At 40.8% G+C, this 18,744-nt stretch carries 11 protein-coding genes; 7 read left to right on the top strand and 4 right to left on the bottom strand.

The genetic code is table 11. From position 1 onward, the window contains the following. Positions 1-67: 67 nt before the first annotated feature. From F580_RS0109550 to F580_RS0109525, 6 genes are all read left to right on the top strand, one after another. The gene (locus F580_RS0109550) at positions 68-2,659 is read left to right on the top strand and encodes a DNA internalization-related competence protein ComEC/Rec2 (RefSeq protein ID WP_019027497.1); all 2,592 of its coding nucleotides are present in this window, start codon (positions 68-70) and stop codon (positions 2,657-2,659) included. Between the two features lie 281 nt (positions 2,660-2,940). Continuing rightward, positions 2,941-4,746, top strand: a complete 1,806-nt coding sequence (gene msbA / locus F580_RS0109545; RefSeq protein WP_019027496.1) for a lipid A export permease/ATP-binding protein MsbA — start codon at positions 2,941-2,943, stop codon at positions 4,744-4,746. 12 nt (positions 4,747-4,758) lie between these two features. Continuing rightward, entirely contained in the window at positions 4,759-5,796 is a 1,038-nt protein-coding gene (gene lpxK, locus F580_RS0109540; protein WP_019027495.1) for a tetraacyldisaccharide 4'-kinase, read from the top strand. A 107-nt stretch (positions 5,797-5,903) separates the two neighbouring features. After that, positions 5,904-6,101 carry a Trm112 family protein gene (locus F580_RS0109535; protein ID WP_019027494.1) on the top strand — a complete coding sequence of 66 codons (198 nt, stop codon included), beginning with the start codon at positions 5,904-5,906 and terminating at the stop codon, positions 6,099-6,101. Between the two features lie 2 nt (positions 6,102-6,103). Next, positions 6,104-6,943: a 3-deoxy-manno-octulosonate cytidylyltransferase gene (gene kdsB, locus F580_RS0109530; RefSeq protein WP_019027493.1), complete on the top strand. Its 840-nt coding sequence runs from the start codon at positions 6,104-6,106 to the stop codon at positions 6,941-6,943. Positions 6,944-7,100: 157 nt separating this feature from the next. Beyond that, complete coding sequence (locus F580_RS0109525) at positions 7,101-8,252, top strand: ribosomal protein uL16 3-hydroxylase (protein WP_019027492.1); 1,152 nt, start codon at positions 7,101-7,103, stop codon at positions 8,250-8,252. A 136-nt stretch (positions 8,253-8,388) separates the two neighbouring features. Here F580_RS0109525 and F580_RS0109520 read toward each other — a convergent pair whose 3' ends face one another. Beyond that, the gene (locus F580_RS0109520; protein WP_019027491.1) at positions 8,389-11,577 is read right to left on the bottom strand and encodes an HD domain-containing phosphohydrolase; all 3,189 of its coding nucleotides are present in this window, start codon (positions 11,575-11,577) and stop codon (positions 8,389-8,391) included. Positions 11,578-11,767: 190 nt separating this feature from the next. Between F580_RS0109520 and F580_RS0109510 the strand changes: the two genes are divergently transcribed. Then, positions 11,768-12,499 (top strand): pseudouridine synthase, encoded by a 732-nt coding sequence (locus F580_RS0109510; RefSeq protein ID WP_026301366.1) that lies wholly within the window; start codon positions 11,768-11,770, stop codon positions 12,497-12,499. A gap of 103 nt (positions 12,500-12,602) precedes the next feature. On the opposite strand, the gene F580_RS0109505 is transcribed toward F580_RS0109510, so the two are convergent. The 3 genes from F580_RS0109505 to mfd form a co-directional block, all read right to left on the bottom strand. Next, positions 12,603-12,893, bottom strand: a complete 291-nt coding sequence (locus tag F580_RS0109505; RefSeq protein WP_019027488.1) for a DUF1244 domain-containing protein — start codon at positions 12,891-12,893, stop codon at positions 12,603-12,605. 52 nt (positions 12,894-12,945) lie between these two features. Then, positions 12,946-14,712: a CsiV family protein gene (locus tag F580_RS0109500; protein ID WP_019027487.1), complete on the bottom strand. Its 1,767-nt coding sequence runs from the start codon at positions 14,710-14,712 to the stop codon at positions 12,946-12,948. A 120-nt stretch (positions 14,713-14,832) separates the two neighbouring features. Continuing rightward, positions 14,833-18,462 (bottom strand): transcription-repair coupling factor, encoded by a 3,630-nt coding sequence (gene mfd / locus F580_RS0109495; protein ID WP_019027486.1) that lies wholly within the window; start codon positions 18,460-18,462, stop codon positions 14,833-14,835. Positions 18,463-18,744: the final 282 nt, after the last annotated feature.

The raw sequence follows: 18,744 nt of genomic DNA, 5'->3' as shown, positions 1-18,744 counted from the left end.
CAATCGGTTTTGTCAGTCATGTTTACTTGAGTACTTAACCGCAAAACATAAAAGGATTTATATCACTATGGATTGGTGGTTACTGACATTTTTTCTTGGTGCTATATTGTCCTTGTTTTTGCCGGAAGTACCAGCAATTTTTCAGCTATTTTTACTTCTTTTCCTTGCCACCGGATTTTATTGCCATAAAAATTTACGGCTCAGCTCAGGAATAGGGTTTGGCGCCCTGTGGTTATTAACTCATGCCTACCTTTATCATAACCAATTACCGCATCAATTTGTTGAGCAGATGCAAAATAAACAATCCTTTGTGGTTGAAGGCCAGGTACTTAGTTTACAGGTTAAAGAAAGTGACAGTTTTACTGAAAATCACGCGATAAAATCAGTAACCAAGCGTTTTAACTTGCGGGTGAGTCAAGTTAATAAAGTGCAACTTAGCACACCCATCATTATCAGATTAAGTTGGAAAAACGCTAACCTAGACGTTTCCCAAGGTCAAATACTCGCCCTTAAAGTAAAACTTAAACCCGCCCACGGTTTAGCAAATGTTGGCGGGTTTAATTACTTAACTTGGCTTAAGGCGAATAACATTAGCGCTACCGGTTATGTGATTAATCAGAAAAAAAAGAACAAGCATAAAAATCAAGGCCAGTACTCTTCTGAAGGTGAATTCCTAAATCCGGCTGAGCCGGCGCAAGAAAATAAATTACTTGCCCCTGAACGAACCATCAGGCAGGTGCTATTTAGCCAATATCAACGCTTATTACCTGAGCATCAACTAACGCCAATTTTGTTGGCCTTAGCTTTTGGCGAGCGTAGTTTACTTACCCCGGAACACTGGCAAGTATTACAAGCCACAGGTACTAGCCATCTTATTGCTATTTCGGGTTTACATGTTGGTTTGCTTGCCGGTAGTGCCTTTTTTATTGTGATGTTGATTGTCCAACATTTACCCTTACAAAGTGATCGTTGGCAACCGCTTAATATTCGATATGTTGCTATAGTCGTTAGCTTGTTAATGGCAACACTGTATGCTTATTTGGCCGGGTTTTCTTTACCAACACAGCGCGCGTTAGTGATGTTAAACCTGTATTGGTTTACTCGACTACTGAGCATAAAAATGTCACCTAAAAGGCTAATATTAGTGACACTATTTATTTTGTTATTATTGAGTCCCTTTAGCTTATTCACCGCCAGTTTTTGGTTATCTTTTTATGCGGTGGCGATTATCTTCGTCTCACTGTGGCGCTTTCAATACTGGTTAACGAAAGGGCCTGCATTTTGGCGGTTTATTAAAGGACTTTTTATTATTCAAATAGCCCTAACCGTGATGTTAATGCCCATCAGTGCCATATTTTTTCAGCAAATATCCTTGGTAAGTTTGTTCGCCAATATCATAGCTGTACCTTGGATGAGTATGGTGAGTATACCGAGCGCCTTACTCTCGGTTTTAGTGATGCCACTGAGTGAAACGTTAGCCCATTGGCTTGCTGTGATTTCGCTAACATCGTTAGCTTGGCTCTGGCATTACTTGTTGATACTTGCCGATCTGCCTTTTGCTGTTATGCCACTTTCATGGCGGCAACAACTTATTCTACTCATTGTCGGGGCACTTGCCTTTACGCTGCTTTATCTATCGCCATTTCATTGGGCGAGGCGAGGTAAGCACGTTGCTTTTTTATTGGTGGTTGCAGCGCTAATTTTTTCTGCAGGTGAATGGCCACACTCTAAAGATGATGAGCGTAAAACTAGTGTTATCCAGCATTATGCTACGCCATGGCAAGTGCTATTCTTTGATGTTGGCCAAGGGTTATCTGTGCTTATTAGGCGTAATAACCAAGCCATTCTCTATGATACCGGCGCGGCTTACCCTAGCGGTTTTACCCTAAGTGAAGCGGTTATTCTGCCCTATTTACAATACTCAGCCATTGCAAAACTTGATAAAGTGATATTGAGCCATAGTGATAATGATCATGCGGGCGGCATTGAAAGCTTGTTAAAAAATATAAAGATTGATGAAATTGTCAGTAATGATGGCGCCATTGCGCTTTTAGGGCTAAATAATACGAAAATCACGAGCTGCCAGCCAAGTCAGAGCTTTTCTTGGCAAGGTCTAACGTTTGCTATCTTATGGCCAATAGCTCACAGTCTTTCAGCCGAAAAATATTCAGCCGAAAAATATTTAGCTAAGAAAAATTCAGCTAATAAATATTCCTCAGATAAATATAGCTCAGAGAAACCTAAACGGGGCAAACAAAAAAACGATGATTCTTGTGTTATTTTAATTACCGACGCTATGGGAAAAACGGTGTTACTTACCGGTGATATCTCTTCTAAAGTCGAGCGGCAATTATTAGCACTTTATCCAAACCTTCGCACTGATATATTGCAAGTGCCACACCATGGCTCTAAAACATCATCCAGTCAGATATTTCTCCAGCAATTATCACCTAAGTTAGCGGTAGTCAGTGCCGGTTATTTAAATCGTTGGTATATGCCTGTCGCCAAAGTTAGGCAGCGCTATTTAGATAGTGAGATTATCTTATTAAATAATGCCCAAGTGGGCCAAGTTATCATTACCTTTGATAAAAACGATATCAGTGCACAAACCTATGTTGATGAATTGCGCCCGTTTTGGTTTAGCCACTCGCGCTATTAAACTCGCCCTATGGGAGCTTACTCAATGACCACTAATATCGTTAAATTTATGTGGCTTAGAGTAACTAGACCTAAACAAATTTGCCTTGTTATTGAACATTGAGTACAGCTCTGAGTTGGGAATAAATTTAATCAAATTGGTATAATGTAGTTTTTGTTGGTTGTCGTGCCAATTCACGGTAAAATACTTTATTCATTAATAAAAACATAGTAAAAGTATGTATTGTTAATGTTTTATCCACTTTCCCTTTAGCATGTAAAATACGCGAGTAATCATAACAAATGGCATCATCTTCAGAAAAGTTAGCCGTAACGTCTTTCCCAGATTCAAGTCAAGCAACATCATGGCAAAACTTTAAGCGCCTGGTTAGCTACGCAAAGCCCTATAAGTTAGGTTTTGTTGCCGCGATTATAGGTATGCTTGGTTATGCTGCCATTGATGTGTATTTCTTATCAAAATTACAGCCCCTCGTTGATGAAGGCCTCGCTGGCGCCAATGCTAGCTTTATGAAATGGGCACCATTGTTCATTATTGCTGCCTTTATTATTCGTGGCATAGCGCATTTTATTGCTAATTATTGCCTCGCTTGGGTAGGTAATAATGTTGTTGCCGACTTACGACAGCAGCTTTTTGAGCATATTATGTCGATGCCGGTGGCTTTTCATGATCAGCAATCAACCGGCTCACTGATATCCAAAATTACCTTCGATACCGAACAAGTGTTGAACTCTGTCAGCAAGTCCATTCTTGTGATGGTTCAACAGAGCGCTTTTGTTATTGGCTTATTGGTTTTAATGTTTTATATGAGTTGGCAATTATCAGTGATTTTTCTGCTGATAACCCCGGTAATTGCCGTGATTGTCAGTGTAGTATCAAAACGGTTTCGTAAAGTCAGTAAAAGCATTCAAGGCGCAATGGGGGAAGTGACCACGGCCGCAGAGCAAACCTTTAATGGCCATAAAGTGGTATTAACCTTTGGCGGTCAACCACGAGAATTTTCCCGTTTTGCCAAGATTAACAAACATAATCGTCAGCAAAGGATGAAGATGCAGGCCACACGTTCAGCCAGTGTGCCTATTATCCAAGTGATAGCCTCATTTGCCTTAGCTTTTGTGTTTTATGCCATCAGCTCAGATACCTTAAGTGAAGAAATATCACCAGGTACTTTTGTCAGTGTTATCACCTATATGACGATGCTTCTTAGACCGTTAAAAATGCTGACTAATGTAAATAGCGAATTTCAACAAGGTATGGCCGCTTGTGTCAGTATCTTTTCGATACTCGACCATGAAAAAGAAAAAGATAATGGCGTTAAAACATTAACTAAAGCTTCTGGTGCTTTGTCTTTTAAGCATGTTGATTTTTCTTACGGCACCAACAATAAAGCGACCAATGCCAAGCAAGAAAAAAAATTGGCGTTAAGCGATGTGACATTTGACTTATCGCCGGGTGAAACCTTAGCGTTAGTAGGGCGATCCGGCAGTGGTAAATCAACCGCTAGCTCGCTTTTATTACGTTTCTACGATGCAACGAGCGGCGAGATATTAATTGATGACACTAATATAGAGCAATTTAAATTAAAAGACTTACGCAAGCAATTTTCTTATGTATCTCAACAGGTGGTCTTGTTTAATGATACCTTGGCAAATAACATTGCTTACGGTAAACCTGAAGCCACGGTCGCTGAAATTACCGCGGCAGCAAAAGGTGCCCATGTGATGGAATTTGCTGAGCAGATGGAGCATGGCCTCGACACCAATATCGGTGAAAATGGTGCTCTACTTTCTGGCGGTCAGCGTCAACGTGTCGCTATAGCTCGTGCTTTATTATGCGATGCACCTTTTTTAATTCTAGATGAAGCGACCAGTGCCTTAGATACTGAATCTGAACGCCATATTCAAGATGCTTTGCAAGCATTGCAGAAAAATAGAACCTCAATCGTTATTGCCCATCGTTTATCGACTATCGAAAATGCCGATAAAATTATTGTTATGGACCAAGGCAAGATTGTTGAACAGGGAACTCATCAAAGTTTACTTGCCAAACAAGGTGCCTATGCTCAGTTACATAGCTTCCAGTTTGAATAGGCCATAATAAATATGCGCTTAATTGAAAAGGTTTGGTTTAATAACCACCCGGCAAAGTGGTTGTTAGTACCATTATTATTACCAGTGTCTGCTCTTTTTGGGCTGCTCAGTTCTTTAAGGCGGCTCAGTTTTAAACTAGGCTTAAGCAAGTCAGTGAAGTTAAGTAAACCGGTTATAGTGGTTGGCAATATCGGCGTCGGCGGTAATGGTAAAACGCCTATGGTTATTTACCTGGTTGAGCTGAGCCGTTCATTAGGCTTAACACCTGGAGTGATTTCCCGCGGTTATGGCGGCCAGGCAGAACACTACCCTTATTTGCTTGACTCAAGTTCAACTGCCGCTGAGGCGGGTGATGAGCCAATACTTATTCAACAACGCTGTCAGGTGGCTGTGGCTGTGGGCAGTGATCGCATTGCTAGCGCAGAGTTACTCATTGCCAAAGGCTGTGACATCATAATAAGTGATGATGGCCTACAACACTATCGGTTACAGCGCGATATAGAGCTGATCATCGTCGATGGAAAGCGACTGTTTGGTAATGGACTATTATTACCGGCAGGCCCATTACGAGAAGGCCAGTGGCGTTTGCCTTATAGTGATTTAGTTATTTATAATGGCGAAGTAGCAGCGGATTATCAAAGGAGTAGTCGAGGTAATAATTACCCGTGTGCGCAAATGTCACTGTCTGCAGTAGAGCTGTGTAACATACAAACCGGTGCGTGTATTAGCATTGATGACTTTATTGTCTTACATGGTTCGGTTAATGCTATTGCCGGTATTGGCGCGCCACAACGATTTTTCGATACCTTAAAAGTTAATAAAATTAATATTGTTGAGCAACAAAGCTTTGTTGATCATCACCGCTTTATCCTTAATGATTTTAAGGGATTTGATGGAAATATACCGCTATTAATGACCGAAAAAGATGCAGTTAAATGTCGCGATTTTTGCCAAGGTAATTGGTGGTATTTGCCCGTCAATGCAACCTTTAATGACGCAGAGCTGCAGTTATTACTCGATAAAGTAAAAGCGGTAACGAACATCACTTAAAGAATCAGCTAAAGTACTATTTAAAGCACTATTTAAGCACTAGCTAATGAACGATTTAAAGTACTAAACAAATAATTATTTAAAGAACTAACTAAAGAGAAGTTAACATGGCTTTTGATACAAAATTAATGGAAATCCTTGCCTGTCCAGTATGTAAAGGTAAGTTAGATTATGACAAAGCAGCACAAGAGCTGATTTGTCATTTTGATCGCCTTGCTTATAGCATCGAGAAAGATATTCCCGTTTTACTTGAAGGTGAAGCACGTGAAATTACCTCGAGCCAGTCTACTGAGCAAGGTAGCTAACGATGTCTTTTCGTGAAGGCTCGGTTAGTGATGCCCCATCAGCTTGTGCAGATTTTGTTGTCGTTATTCCTGCTCGATATCAATCATCACGCCTACCCGGTAAAGTATTAGCGGATATCCATGGCAAACCGATGATCCAATGGGTTGTTGAAAAAGCATTGTTAAGTGGTGCCCGCCAAGTGATTGTCGCGACGGATAATGATGAGGTCGCTGCCGTGGTCAGTGGCTTTGGCGCAGAGGTGTGCAAAACGCGTGCTGATCATCAGTCGGGCACTGAACGGCTAGCAGAAGTGATGGCAATATATCAATTTAGTGATGATGAAATCATTGTTAACGTGCAAGGGGATGAGCCATTTATTCCGCCAGAAAATATCGCTCAAGTAGCAAATAATTTAGCTAACCAGCAACAAATCAGCAATAAAGCCCGCATGTCAACATTGGCAATTAAGATTAACAGTGTTGAAGAAGCGTTTAACCCGAATGCCGTTAAAGTGATACTGGATAAAGACGGTTATGCTTTGTATTTTTCTCGCGCAACTATCCCTTATGATAGAGAGCGTTTTTTAACGTCTGATGCTAATACCCAAACAGATATTCGCGCCATAGGTGATTTTTACTTACGACATGTCGGCATTTATGCTTACCGTGCTGGTTTTATTAAAGATTATGTTAATTGGCCAACAAGTGAATTAGAACAAGTCGAAGCCCTTGAGCAGTTAAGAGTTTTATATCAAGGTGAACGAATTCATGTTGCCGTGGCCAATAGCCATGTACCGGTAGAAGGCGTAGATACGCCAGAAGATTTAGCCAAAGCTAGAGCCTATGCTGCCAGCTTAACCTAACTAACCTGCACTCTGGTTAATGAATATTTCTTATCCAGAGCTCAGGTTAACTAACCATAGCCACCGATAATACTCAGGCATGCCACTAGCTTAATGTTCACGAAAACTACAGCAGCCTAAGTCGATAAAGTAATTAAAAGAGACCAATGAGAACACTATGTATACCTTAAACTTAAAAGAAATGACTCAGCAAGAATTCTTAGATGAATATTGGCAAAAAAAACCGGTCGTTATTCGCCAGGGCTTTAAAGAATTTGTTGATCCCATAGCGGCTGATGAGTTGGCCGGCATTGCGATGGAAGAAGAAATAGAGTCGCGCTTGGTCCACAAAAAAGACGGACAATGGCAAGCGTCATTTGGTCCCTTTGAAAGTTATGAGCATTTAGGTAATGAAAACTGGTCTCTAGTGATTCAAGCGCTTGATAACTACTCTGAAGAAGCAGCTGAAATCATCGAAGCATTCCGCTTTCTGCCTCATTGGCGTTTAGATGATCTAATGGCAAGTTTTGCCATGCCTGGAGGCAGTGTTGGGCCACATATGGATAACTATGATACTTTCATATGCCAAGGCTCAGGTAAGCGTCATTGGCGCGTGGGCGACCGCGGCGAGCATGTGGAATTTGCTGCACATGAAGCGTTATTACATGTTGAGCCATTCGACGCTATCATTGATGAAGTATTAGAAGCGGGCGATATCTTATATATTCCGCCAGGTTTCCCCCATGAAGGCATATCACTTGATACATCAATGAGCTTTTCTGTTGGTTTTCGCGCGAATTCAGCGGTAAGTGTGCTGAGTGCATTTGCTGATCATCTCATTGATAGCGAACAAGGCAGTCAGCTACTTGAAGACCCGAATAGGCAAGTTGTCAGTCAAAGTGGAGAAGTGAGCAATAATGATTACGCCAGCATTAAGTCGCAATTGCAAAGCTTACTTGATGATGATAAAAGCTTCAAACGCTTCACCGGTCAGTTTCTAACAACGGCCAAACATGAATTAGATACTTTATTACCAGATGAGCCGTTTGCACTCACCGAAGTCAGTAACTTACTTCACAGCCATGCGATTAAACGCTTAGGCGGCTTACGTGCATTCTACTTTGAAGATACCATTGACCAAGGTCTGTGTTATATCAATGGCAGCGAATTAGAATTTTCAGCTGAGATAGCTAACGGGGTAAAATTACTATGCAATCAGGTCCTGTTATTACCCGATGAACTTAGTGATTGGAGCCATAATGCGGCGTTTATTGAGCTAGTAACCGAGTTACTTAACCAAGGTTATTGGTATTTATCTGAGGCCGAATAGGCAATAAAAATCAGAACACACTTAGTTTTTTACTTAGTTTAATAACTGTTTAAATCCCGCATTTCCTAGCCGTTGAATGGCTCAGGGAGTGCGGGTTTTTTTATAGGGCTAGGTACCATTTTGAACACCTTTTTGATTATTTACGCAGGTATTGACTGATATCCACCTGGTGAATTTGTTCAGTTTTCATATATTTCTTCGCATAAGCTAAATAAGTCCCCGAGGTTAAAAATAGCTCGAATAAGTCGATGTCAATATGCTGGTCTACGGCGAATTTATGTAAAATATTAATCGCGACACTTAATGGTTTAGCCTTTTTATAGGGCCTATCTGCAGCGGTCAGCGCTTCAAAAATATCAGCAATCACTAATACTCTTTCAGGGATGGTTAAGTCGTCAGCCGTTAGTCGCCTAGGGTAACCGGTACCTATCAAGGTTTCATGGTGAGTTGAAGCGTATTTAGGCACATTGGCTAGCTCAGGCGGGAAGGGCAATTGGTCCAACATCTTTATCGTACCGATAATGTGTTCATTAATGATATAGCGGTCTTCTGTCGTTAAGGTGCCCCGTGAGATAGATAAGTTATATAACTCACCTAAATTTGCCTGATGCTCCGGCACGGACACTTTAATGGCGAATTTTTCATCAAAGGCTATTTGTTTAGTTCTCGGTATAATATGTTCTGCTTTATCGGTTAATAATTGCTCGGTTACTGGCAGCGTCGGGGCCGCGATATTACCTTGGCGCTCGTTATGTTGCGCTAAATGTAACTCTTCCACGGGAGATAAGCCTAAGTTATCATCAAAATTTCGTTGCCAAGTTTGCTGCGCGATAAGGTGTAACCGCTCAACCTTCTCTTCAGCCATAAACTCGCCACCAACATTGGTATTGGCAACAAAAGCAAAGTCTGCTGATAATTGTGCTTGTTGCTCAGCTAACTTTTGCTGCAATAATTGTTGTTGCTCTGGGCTGGTAATAAGTGCTTGGTAATAATGAATTTCGGCATCACGCCATAATACTTCAAAACGCATTCTTACTTCGTGGATACGGTTATAAATAGTTTCGAGCTTACTGCCTTTATCCACAATATGTTCGGGGGTAATAATTTTACCGCAATCATGTAGCCAAGCCGAAATTTTAAACTCTCGGTATTCGTCATCTGACTTGAATGAAAAGTGTTTAAAAGTATCAGTATCTTTAACAACTTCATCAATTAGCATTAAGCCAAGCTCAGGCACTCGGTTACAGTGACCACCTGTATAAGCAGACTTATCATCTATGGTCTGGGCAATTAACTGGATAAAAGAGTCCATAAGCTCTTGTTGTTTTAATTCATGATCTTTGATGGCAACGGACATGTCCACTAAGGAAGTGGCTAATTCGTCAATCTCTTTAATATTCGTTGGGATACGTTTCACGGCATCGTATTGACGATTTTTAATTTTATCATTCTCAATCGCCAGTAACTTTATCGGTTTGACTATAGGGCTGGAAAAAAGCCAACTGACCGGAAGAATAAGTAATAAACAAATAGCGGTGATGATGATTGATAATTTAACTTTTGCAGTACTGGTGGCGAAAATAGTATCGCTGGGTACTACAATGGCCAAAAACTCAGTTTCACTTTGATTGGTCGGTGTTAAATAAATGAAGTGTTCAGCATCATTGACCACTAATGGCACAAGTTGCCGGTAAAGGCCGGCATTATTTGTAAGTTCAATTAACGCTTCATAAGGCACAACCCCTTTTTTCACCTCGATTTTTTGCTTATTGCTGGCGGTAAACCATTTCTGTTTTAGCCTGTTTTTTTGTTTGGTTGATATCGTATCAATGGCCAAATTGATAATAGTCATTAAATCGCTTTGTGAGCCATGTAACATAAAATGTAATGAACTAGTCAAGTTCGCGGGTGCAAAGTCAGCAGCCAAATGGTATTGAATAGAGTCAATGAAAAACTGCTTTTGGGTGTAGCGAAAAATCACTTCATTATCAAGGCCTGCAAATACTTCCCCCGAGGATATTGCCAGTAATACCGCCTTACTCGATGGGTATTCAATAATAGTTATACTCGGGAAATTTTGCTTTATGGTATGAATAATTGACCAGCCTTGCGGAATAGCTAAGTTTTTACCCTGCAATTGATTAATATGACTAATTACTGGGGTATTAGGTTGAGTGATAATCGCGAAAGGTAAATCAACAAAGCTTTTAGAGAAAATGCCTCTTTTGTCATTGTCATCCGTTTTAAAAACGGGCTGAAGCATATCTATGTTACCGTTCTCGAAGCCGCTGACTAATTCTGGCCAAGTAAAGCCGTTAGTATATTCAAACGTTAATCCGGTCATTTTTGAGATAAGTGCAAGCACCTCAATGCTATAACCTTTAGGTTGCCCGGATATGGAAAAGTCGATGGGGGCCCAATCAGTTTCATTAGATACTTTTAATATCCCGGTATTTTCTATCAGTTGTCTTTGTGCGTCGTTAAGGGCGAGTTTATCCACTTTAATGGCATTGTTACTGGTCGACTTGGCCTGATTAGTTGAAATTATTTCTCCCGATTTTTGAAACAAATAAATTTCTTTATCTATATGCCCGTCGTTCGCTAACCCTTGTTTAGTAAGATATTGGTCAATAGAAGACAAGGCAATATCTACCGCGAGTACAGCATCAGAGTTGGGTATTTTAGCTGAATAGGTTTGTCCAGGGGCTTGTAAATGCTGGAACATATAAGGCTTGGTTTTATAAACCTCACCAAGTTTAGCGTTTACATACCAGGGCCGAACACTGGCATTATAATTACTGTTTTCTTCACGGCTTAAACGAATGGTCAAGTCATCATTGAGGTAACTAAATACTCGCTTTCGATTAGCATTTTTGCCGCTAATTGCCACGGTAACCCATCTATCAGTAAATGAGGCATCAATTTGTGCGCGAATTTCTGGACTAGCATCCAAATTGATAAGTTCATAAAAATCACCATTGCCAAAACCAATATATACCGCATAAAAGTCGCTATTGTTCTTTAGCATTTCAGCAAATACAGGTCCGACAGTATCATTTACTTCATTGTCTTCAACTAGATCGGCAAATTTAGCAAACATGCCTGTAATATTTTTAGCCCTTTGATCAAGTGCCTGTAAATGCTCTTGGGTTTTTTGACTGGATAATGAGAAGAGTTGGCTGGCCGCTTCGGTCGCCATATTTTTGCTAAAGTGGTATTGCAAACTAATGGCAATAGTGGCGGTTATGACAGTCGCTAAAATGAAAATACTGACCACAGTAAAGCGAATGGTCTTCTGTGATAGCTTTGGCATAAACTTAAACATGTAAAGCCCCTTTTAACAAAGTATGATTGATGATAACAGTTTTTCTTATCACCATGCCTTTGTTTTTTCTGTTATTAATAAGCATTTGGTTTGCCAAAAAGATAAGTTATTACTAATTGCTATTGCTTGTTGATTAACAATGGGGATAATGGCGCTGTATTTCATTGACTGTAAGGCTTTGCTAGCTAATATGCGCCTAGATAAATTCATTTGTAAAAGTACAGAACTGACCCGAACCGAAGCCAAGAAAGTGCTTAAAAACGGAGAGGTCCGGGTTAATGGGGACGTTGCCAAAAATGCTGCTATGCAGGTACATGAAAATAATACCATTACTATTGGCGGCCAAGCGCTAACTGCACGTGGCTCACGCTATTATATTTTGCATAAAGTCGTCGATAGTATCTGCTCAAATGTTGATGAAGTTTATCCCTCAGTGCTTAATTTCCTTGAGGTCGACAAAGCCTTTGACTTACATATAGCGGGGCGTTTAGATGCCGATACCACAGGTTTAGTGTTAATCACTGATGACGGTCGTTGGTCGCATAATGTTATCTCACCGAAAAAACAGTGCCAAAAGACCTACCGGGTATGGTTACGTCATGAGATTCCTGATGAAAATCTAGTGGATTTGATCGCTAAATTTGAGCAAGGTCTACAACTGCAAGGTGAGGACTCTTTAACCCGACCGGCACATTTAAAACGGGTTGCCACAGCTGAATTGGTTGATGACGAGTGTTATAAGAGTGAAGTGTTACTGACCATTACGGAAGGTAAATACCATCAAGTAAAACGTATGTTTGCTGCGGTGGGTAATAGGGTAGTGGGCTTACATAGAGAGCAGATAGGGGAAATCATGTTGGGTGATTTAGCCCCAGGCGAGTGGCGCGAATTAACTGTAGAAGAAATAGCGCTGTTTTTATAACTGTATAATGTTCCAACATACTGGTGAGTTCATCTTATGCCGAGCCTATTTCTATTTGCATTTTCTTCAGCAGATAGGCTGCAGCTTAAGTGAGTCATCATTCTTACTTTTTAGGGTTAAGTTCATTAAACTTAGCCATTTGCTCTTCGGTTGCTGGCAATTGATGTTTCTCTTTCCACTCACGGTAAGGCATACCATAAACTTGTTCGCGGGCGGTATCTATATCCACAGCAACACCTAACTTCTCGGCTTCATTTACCGTCCACTTGCTAAAACAGTTTCGGCAAAAACCGGCTAAGTTCATCAACTCAATGTTTTGTACATCTTTACGTGAGTCTAAGTGTGCTAGTAAACGACGAAATACCGCTGCTTGAATTTCTATTTCTTTATCCATGAACTTTACCTTTTTAAATAATAACTTACTGTTATTTATTGACGGTGAAACGCTATTTTTTAGATTGACTAACCGCTTCATCAGCAGGCTTGGTCGGATCAAAGCGACGTATTTGCACTATCATGCCGATATGCGGGTGATCAAAGTAATGTATTTCACCGGAGATCACACGGCGATCTTGTTTGAAAGATATAACCTTACTTTGTTTAGCAAGCGCGTTTTGTGCGGAACTTGATGTTTTATTTACTGAGGCACTTTCCGGCTCGATCATATTAATTTCACTATCAATATAAAGATAATGCTCTAAGTGTACTTTGAACAAACCATCGATTGACCAGGGTTGTAGCGGCGCTGTGACTGATACATCGGCCGTATTGCCGCCAGTATTGTCTTCTGTAGGGTTGGTAGTTAATTGTTTCATTGGTGCGGAGATATCAGCGGACAGCTCAGCAACAATGCGTTGAACGCTATAGTGCACTTCACTATCACCGCTTTCATTGGTATCGGTAAGGTCACTGTCAGTACTATTAAATAACTGATACTGCGCCAAGATATTATCGAGCTGTTGCTGTTTAGCCTGTAGGCGTAGCTGCTCAGCTATCGATAGTTCAGTATTCGCTTGGCTACTTTCACTCGCTATTCCTACTGGCGCATCCTGAGCAGTGCCTTCGGTACTAATGCCTTCGATATCTGTACCTTCAATACCTTTACCTTCGATACCAGTGCTTTGTGCGGTATCACTGGCTACTGAAGCTAACTGGTTAGCTATCAACGCTTGCGCTTGTTGTCTTTGCTCTAGTATTGCTTGTATCTCAAGTGCCTGCTGCTCAGCATTTTGTTTAGCAAGCGCTTCTTGGTAGCTTAACTCAAGATTATCTCCAGCAAATAACTTTATCGCTTGTGCCTTGCTTTTGATTTCACCAATTTGTCGCCAACCAAGGTGTAGGATAGCTTGATAATTACGGCTGCGTTTAATGCGATTTGCAATCGATTTTAATTGTAAGGAGTTTTGGCTGATCAAATAGGGCTTTTCACTCGCCCACGTAATCTCACCGTTTTCATCATCAGCCCATTGCTCAATACCATCAACGGTTGTTATTAACTTTTCGACAGGAAAGGCATCGATATTAAAATCTGCTAGCTGCTCGGGGCTTAAATGTTGTTGGAAAAATTCAGCGGGGATTACACATACTGGTGTTTGTTTATCACTCGGATATTGGTTGTAAACAGGGACTTCAACGTTAGCATATTGGGCTTGGTAATCGTTTTCACTATCACTATCACTTTCACTATCACTATCACTATCACTTTCACTATTGCTAGAGCTAAATCTAGAGTCAACAGCGTCTTTAGCAAACTCCTTTTGTCCGCTTGATACTTCAGTCACAGACATATTTCCTGAAGAGCTTATAACTTGATTCTTTCCTACTGTAACCGAGGGACTATTTGTTAAATTGGCGTTTGTCTCAGCATCAACAGCAGAGAAAAGGTAATGTGGCTCGATGCTCAGGTTATAGGGTAACGTTACTTCTTGTTGCTGACAGCTTGGCAATAATGCCTTTAATGAGGTTATGTCTGGTTGCAAGTAAGGCGTTAATAAATCAAAGGCACGGCTTTTTTTATAACGTAAATCCCTTGCAGTAAACTGCTCGGCATTTTCTGATTCTTTTGTTAATTGTTTAAAAAGAATCACTTCAATTTCAAACCAACGTGCTTGTTCCTCAACGGCTACGTCAGTGGTGTCAGCAGCAAGGCTGTTGTGACTGGTTAATAGCCATATTGAAGTTAATGCAGAGGTAATAAGAAAAGGGTATTTCATTAAAAGTCCATGTTTTCAAGAAAAGTCATATTTTGCCAATCGGAGTCAATATCTAAAGGTAAGGCGGCAAAGGAAGTTAATGCATTAACTTCCTTTGCCGCAGTTTACCATTATAAGTAATTATTTGGCTAAGTCATTTAAGATATTAGTAATTAAGGTAAAGCGCTGCTGGGTGTCCTCATTGGCTTTGACAAATTTCAGCTTACTGGCACCAACCATACGGAACACATTGGGTTGCTTTTGAATTAAAGCAATAATTAACATAGGATCAACGCTAGTCTTATTACTAAACTCAATCGAGCCGCCAATAGCACTGGCTTCAATACGTGAGATACCAATGGTTTGTGCTTTAAGACGAAGTTTTGCTATCTGAACTAAGTTTTTACTCGGTTGCGGCAGCAAACCAAAGCGGTCGATTAATTCCACTTGAATATCATCAAGTTCACGCTTGCTTTTACAACTAGCAATGCGTTTATACAGGCTTAATCGTAAGCTGACGTCGTAAATGTAATCTTCAGGCAGTAAGGCAGGTATCCTTAGCTCAATTTCGGTTTGTGCTGACATAACTTGATCCAGGGATAATTCTTTCCCTTCTTTTAGCGCGGCAACGGCTTGGTCGAGCATTTCCATATATAAACTGAAACCCACTTGGCTCATTGAGCCACTTTGGTCTTCACCTAATAATTCACCCGCGCCACGAATTTCTAAATCATGGGTTGCCAAGGTGAAACCTGCGCCTAAATCTTCTAATGCGGCAATGGCATCAAGGCGTTTTTTCGCGTCTTTGGTTATCCGCTTTTCAGGAGGCGTTAACAAATAGGCATAGGCTTGGTGATGGGAGCGACCGACACGGCCACGCAATTGATGTAATTGCGCTAACCCAAGGTGATCAGCTCTGTCCATGATAATTGTGTTGGCAGTGGGTACATCAATACCCGTTTCGATAATGGTGGTACAGACCAGTACGTTAAAACGTTGATGGTAAAAGTCACTCATCACGCGCTCTAATTCACGTTCGCGCATTTGTCCATGAGCTGTCACTACACGGGCTTCTGGTACTAATTTTTGAATATCGGCGGCGGTTTTATCTATGCTATCAACATTATTGTGTAAAAAGTATACCTGACCACCACGCAATGTTTCACGTAATATGGCCTCGCGGATAAGCGCTTCATCCCGCTCTCTAACAAAGGTTTTTACCGCTAAACGCTTTGCTGGTGGTGTGGCGATTATTGATAAGTCTCGCATGCCGCCCATGGCCATATTTAAGGTACGTGGGATAGGGGTTGCTGTGAGTGTTAAAATATCAACATTGCTGCGTAATTGTTTGATTTTTTCTTTTTGTTTAACGCCAAATCGATGCTCTTCATCAACCACAAGTAAGCCTAAGTCTTTATATTTTATGCTGTTCTGTAGTAATTTATGGGTACCGATGAGAATGTCAATTTTCCCTGACTCTACCCTTGCGATAACTTCTCTTTGCTCTTTAGGTGTTTTAAAGCGTGATAAAACTTCCGTCACGACCGGCCAGTTGGCAAATCTATCCTTAAAGGTTTCGTAATGTTGTTGCGCTAATAGCGTGGTAGGCACCAAAATAGCCACTTGTTTACCATCGTTTACCGCCACAAAAGCAGCGCGCATCGCCACTTCGGTTTTACCAAAGCCGACATCACCACACACAAGTCTGTCCATGGTTTTGTGCGATAACATATCGCTAATTACCGCGTTGATGGCTTGTTTTTGATCAAAGGTTTCTTCAAAACCAAAACTGTCACTAAAGGCTTGGTAATCTTGTTTATCACGTTTGAAAGTATGACCATGGTTACTGGCGCGTTTGGCATAAATATCCAGTAATTCAACGGCGACATCACGAACTTTCTCTGCGGCTTTTTGTTTGGCTTTACTCCAGGTATCGTTACCTAATTTGTGTAATGGTGCATGGTCGCTGCCTGCGCCAGAATAACGGCCAATGAGATGTAATGAGGCGACTGGCACGTATAATTTGGCTTCAGCGGCATAACTTAAGACTAAAAACTCTGTGGTAATGCCGCCATTTTCTATGGTTTGCAGACCCTGATAACGACCAATGCCATGTTCTATATGTACAACGGCCTGGCCAATACTTAATTCGGCCAGGTTTTTAAAGATGGCATCCGCTTGTAAGTCTTGTGCTTTAGTGCGACGACGCGCTTGCGAGACGTGATCGCCTAGTAATTCGGCTTCAGTAACTAAGGCTATAGCATTTTTTTGGCTTACGCCTTTAGCTTGAAAAGAAAATCCCTGGGATAAACTATTAACGGTAATGCCTATGGTGTCACTGGCATTAATAAAATCATCGATACAGGAAAATTGCGCCGGTTTGATTTTGTCTCTTTCAAGTAACTCGAGCACGCTTTCACGGCGGCCTTGGCTTTGGGCAATAAAAAGCACTTTATTAGGGGTGTCTTTACTGTTTATAAATTGGTTTATTAATTCAAAAGGCTGCTTTAATTTATGATTAATGGTTAAGTCAGGTAAGGGCTGCACATCAAAAATTATTTCACTACTTTTACTCTTAACGGCACTGTTGTCCACAGTCGGCAGCTGGTCAGCGTTTACTTCAGTAGCTAGATTATGCTGTTCCTCTGGCGTCATCACTTGCTTAATTGTTTGTTTGGCAATGGTGATTCGGTCAAAGGGTTTTAGTGCGCTGTACAATTCAGCTAACGTTAAAAAAAGTTGTTCTGGTGGCAATAAAGGACGCGTTGGATCGTAACGTCTATTTTCATAGCGATATTCTATATCTAGCCAATATTGCGTAAGGGAGTGTTCGATATCGCCGCTAATCACTACCAGAGTATTATCGGTCAAATAGTCACAGAGGGTATTGGTTAGCGGTGCAGCGGCTTTGTCACTGTTTTGTTTGTTGTCTTTATTATCAAAGAAAAGTGGTAAATAATATTCAATACCTGGTGGTAAAATACCATTACTGACGTGATGATAGACAGACTCTTTATGAATATTGCCGGTAAATTGTTCACGGAATTGGCTACGAAATAAGTTAATTCCGGCTTCATCAATGGGAAATTCATGGGCAGGTAGCAGGTTTATTTCCTCAATCTTTTCTTTTGAGCGTTGACTTTCGGGGTCGAAAAGTCTGATTTCATCAATTTCATCATCAAAGAAGTCCAAACGAAAAGGTTTTTTACTGCCCATCGGGTAAATGTCTAAAATAGCGCCACGTGCCGAGAATTCGCCATGCTCTAGTACCTGGTCGACATTACGATAACCACTGGCCTCTAATGCTTGTCGCATTTGATGTAAGTCTTTTTTATCACCTGTTTTTATAATTAAGCTATTCGCTTCAATGTACCGTTTTGGCGCTAGCTTTTGTACGAGTGTCGTGACGGGCACAATGATAATGCCTGACTCCATCCTTGATAACTGATACAAGGTAGAAAGACGCTGAGAAATAATATCTTGATGAGGCGAGAAATTATCATAGGGCAGGGTTTCCCAGTCAGGAAATAAACAGATACTGGCCTTGTTTTGGCTATCACTTTTAGCCAAACTGAGTAACTCTTGCTCTATTTTAAGTGCTTGTGGGGTATTGTTAGTGATGAGTAATATCGGCGTTTGTGCTGTTTTCGCTGCTTGGTATAAAGCAAAACTACTGCTGCTGCCGTATAAATTATGCCAGCTTTTCTTATCAGGGTTTTTGCCACGGCGCTTAGCCAATACCGGGGTTAACAGACTGCTTGCTTTACTCATGATTTCCTTACTCAAATTATCAGGCGATATTCATTACCGCAAACTCAATGACCGCTATTCTAATTAAGCTATCGGCAAAGCGCTAGTAGAACGTTATTTTTCGGTTTTTTTTTAACTTTTTTAACTTTTTTTATTTTCTTTTAGTCTAGTTTTAGTGTCGCTTGTTGGCATACAGCCATAATTAAGGTTAAATACTGCATAAATCACAAAAAATAACAATTAACCCTATTTATGGCAGGTAAACGTTTATAGCGGTAATTAATGAGATTAATAAGGAATAAC

Origin of the sequence: Colwellia piezophila ATCC BAA-637 (genome assembly GCF_000378625.1) — a bacterium.
GTDB lineage: Bacteria > Pseudomonadota > Gammaproteobacteria > Enterobacterales > Alteromonadaceae > Colwellia > Colwellia piezophila.
Note: the sequence above shows the minus strand (reverse complement) of the source record. Positions and strands in the feature narration are given on the sequence as shown.

What these genes read in the sequence shown, in the direction of transcription:
- F580_RS0109500 (WP_019027487.1), bottom strand. Translation starts at nt 14,712, where the DNA reads ATGAAATACCCTTTTCTTATTACCTCTGCATTAACTTCAATATGGCTA.
- F580_RS0109525 (WP_019027492.1), top strand. Translation starts at nt 7,101, where the DNA reads ATGTATACCTTAAACTTAAAAGAAATGACTCAGCAAGAATTCTTAGAT.
- lpxK (WP_019027495.1), top strand. Translation starts at nt 4,759, where the DNA reads ATGCGCTTAATTGAAAAGGTTTGGTTTAATAACCACCCGGCAAAGTGG.
- kdsB (WP_019027493.1), top strand. Translation starts at nt 6,104, where the DNA reads ATGTCTTTTCGTGAAGGCTCGGTTAGTGATGCCCCATCAGCTTGTGCA.
- F580_RS0109505 (WP_019027488.1), bottom strand. Translation starts at nt 12,893, where the DNA reads ATGGATAAAGAAATAGAAATTCAAGCAGCGGTATTTCGTCGTTTACTA.
- F580_RS0109520 (WP_019027491.1), bottom strand. Translation starts at nt 11,577, where the DNA reads ATGTTTAAGTTTATGCCAAAGCTATCACAGAAGACCATTCGCTTTACT.
- mfd (WP_019027486.1), bottom strand. Translation starts at nt 18,462, where the DNA reads ATGAGTAAAGCAAGCAGTCTGTTAACCCCGGTATTGGCTAAGCGCCGT.
- msbA (WP_019027496.1), top strand. Translation starts at nt 2,941, where the DNA reads ATGGCATCATCTTCAGAAAAGTTAGCCGTAACGTCTTTCCCAGATTCA.
- F580_RS0109550 (WP_019027497.1), top strand. Translation starts at nt 68, where the DNA reads ATGGATTGGTGGTTACTGACATTTTTTCTTGGTGCTATATTGTCCTTG.
- F580_RS0109535 (WP_019027494.1), top strand. Translation starts at nt 5,904, where the DNA reads ATGGCTTTTGATACAAAATTAATGGAAATCCTTGCCTGTCCAGTATGT.
- F580_RS0109510 (WP_026301366.1), top strand. Translation starts at nt 11,768, where the DNA reads ATGCGCCTAGATAAATTCATTTGTAAAAGTACAGAACTGACCCGAACC.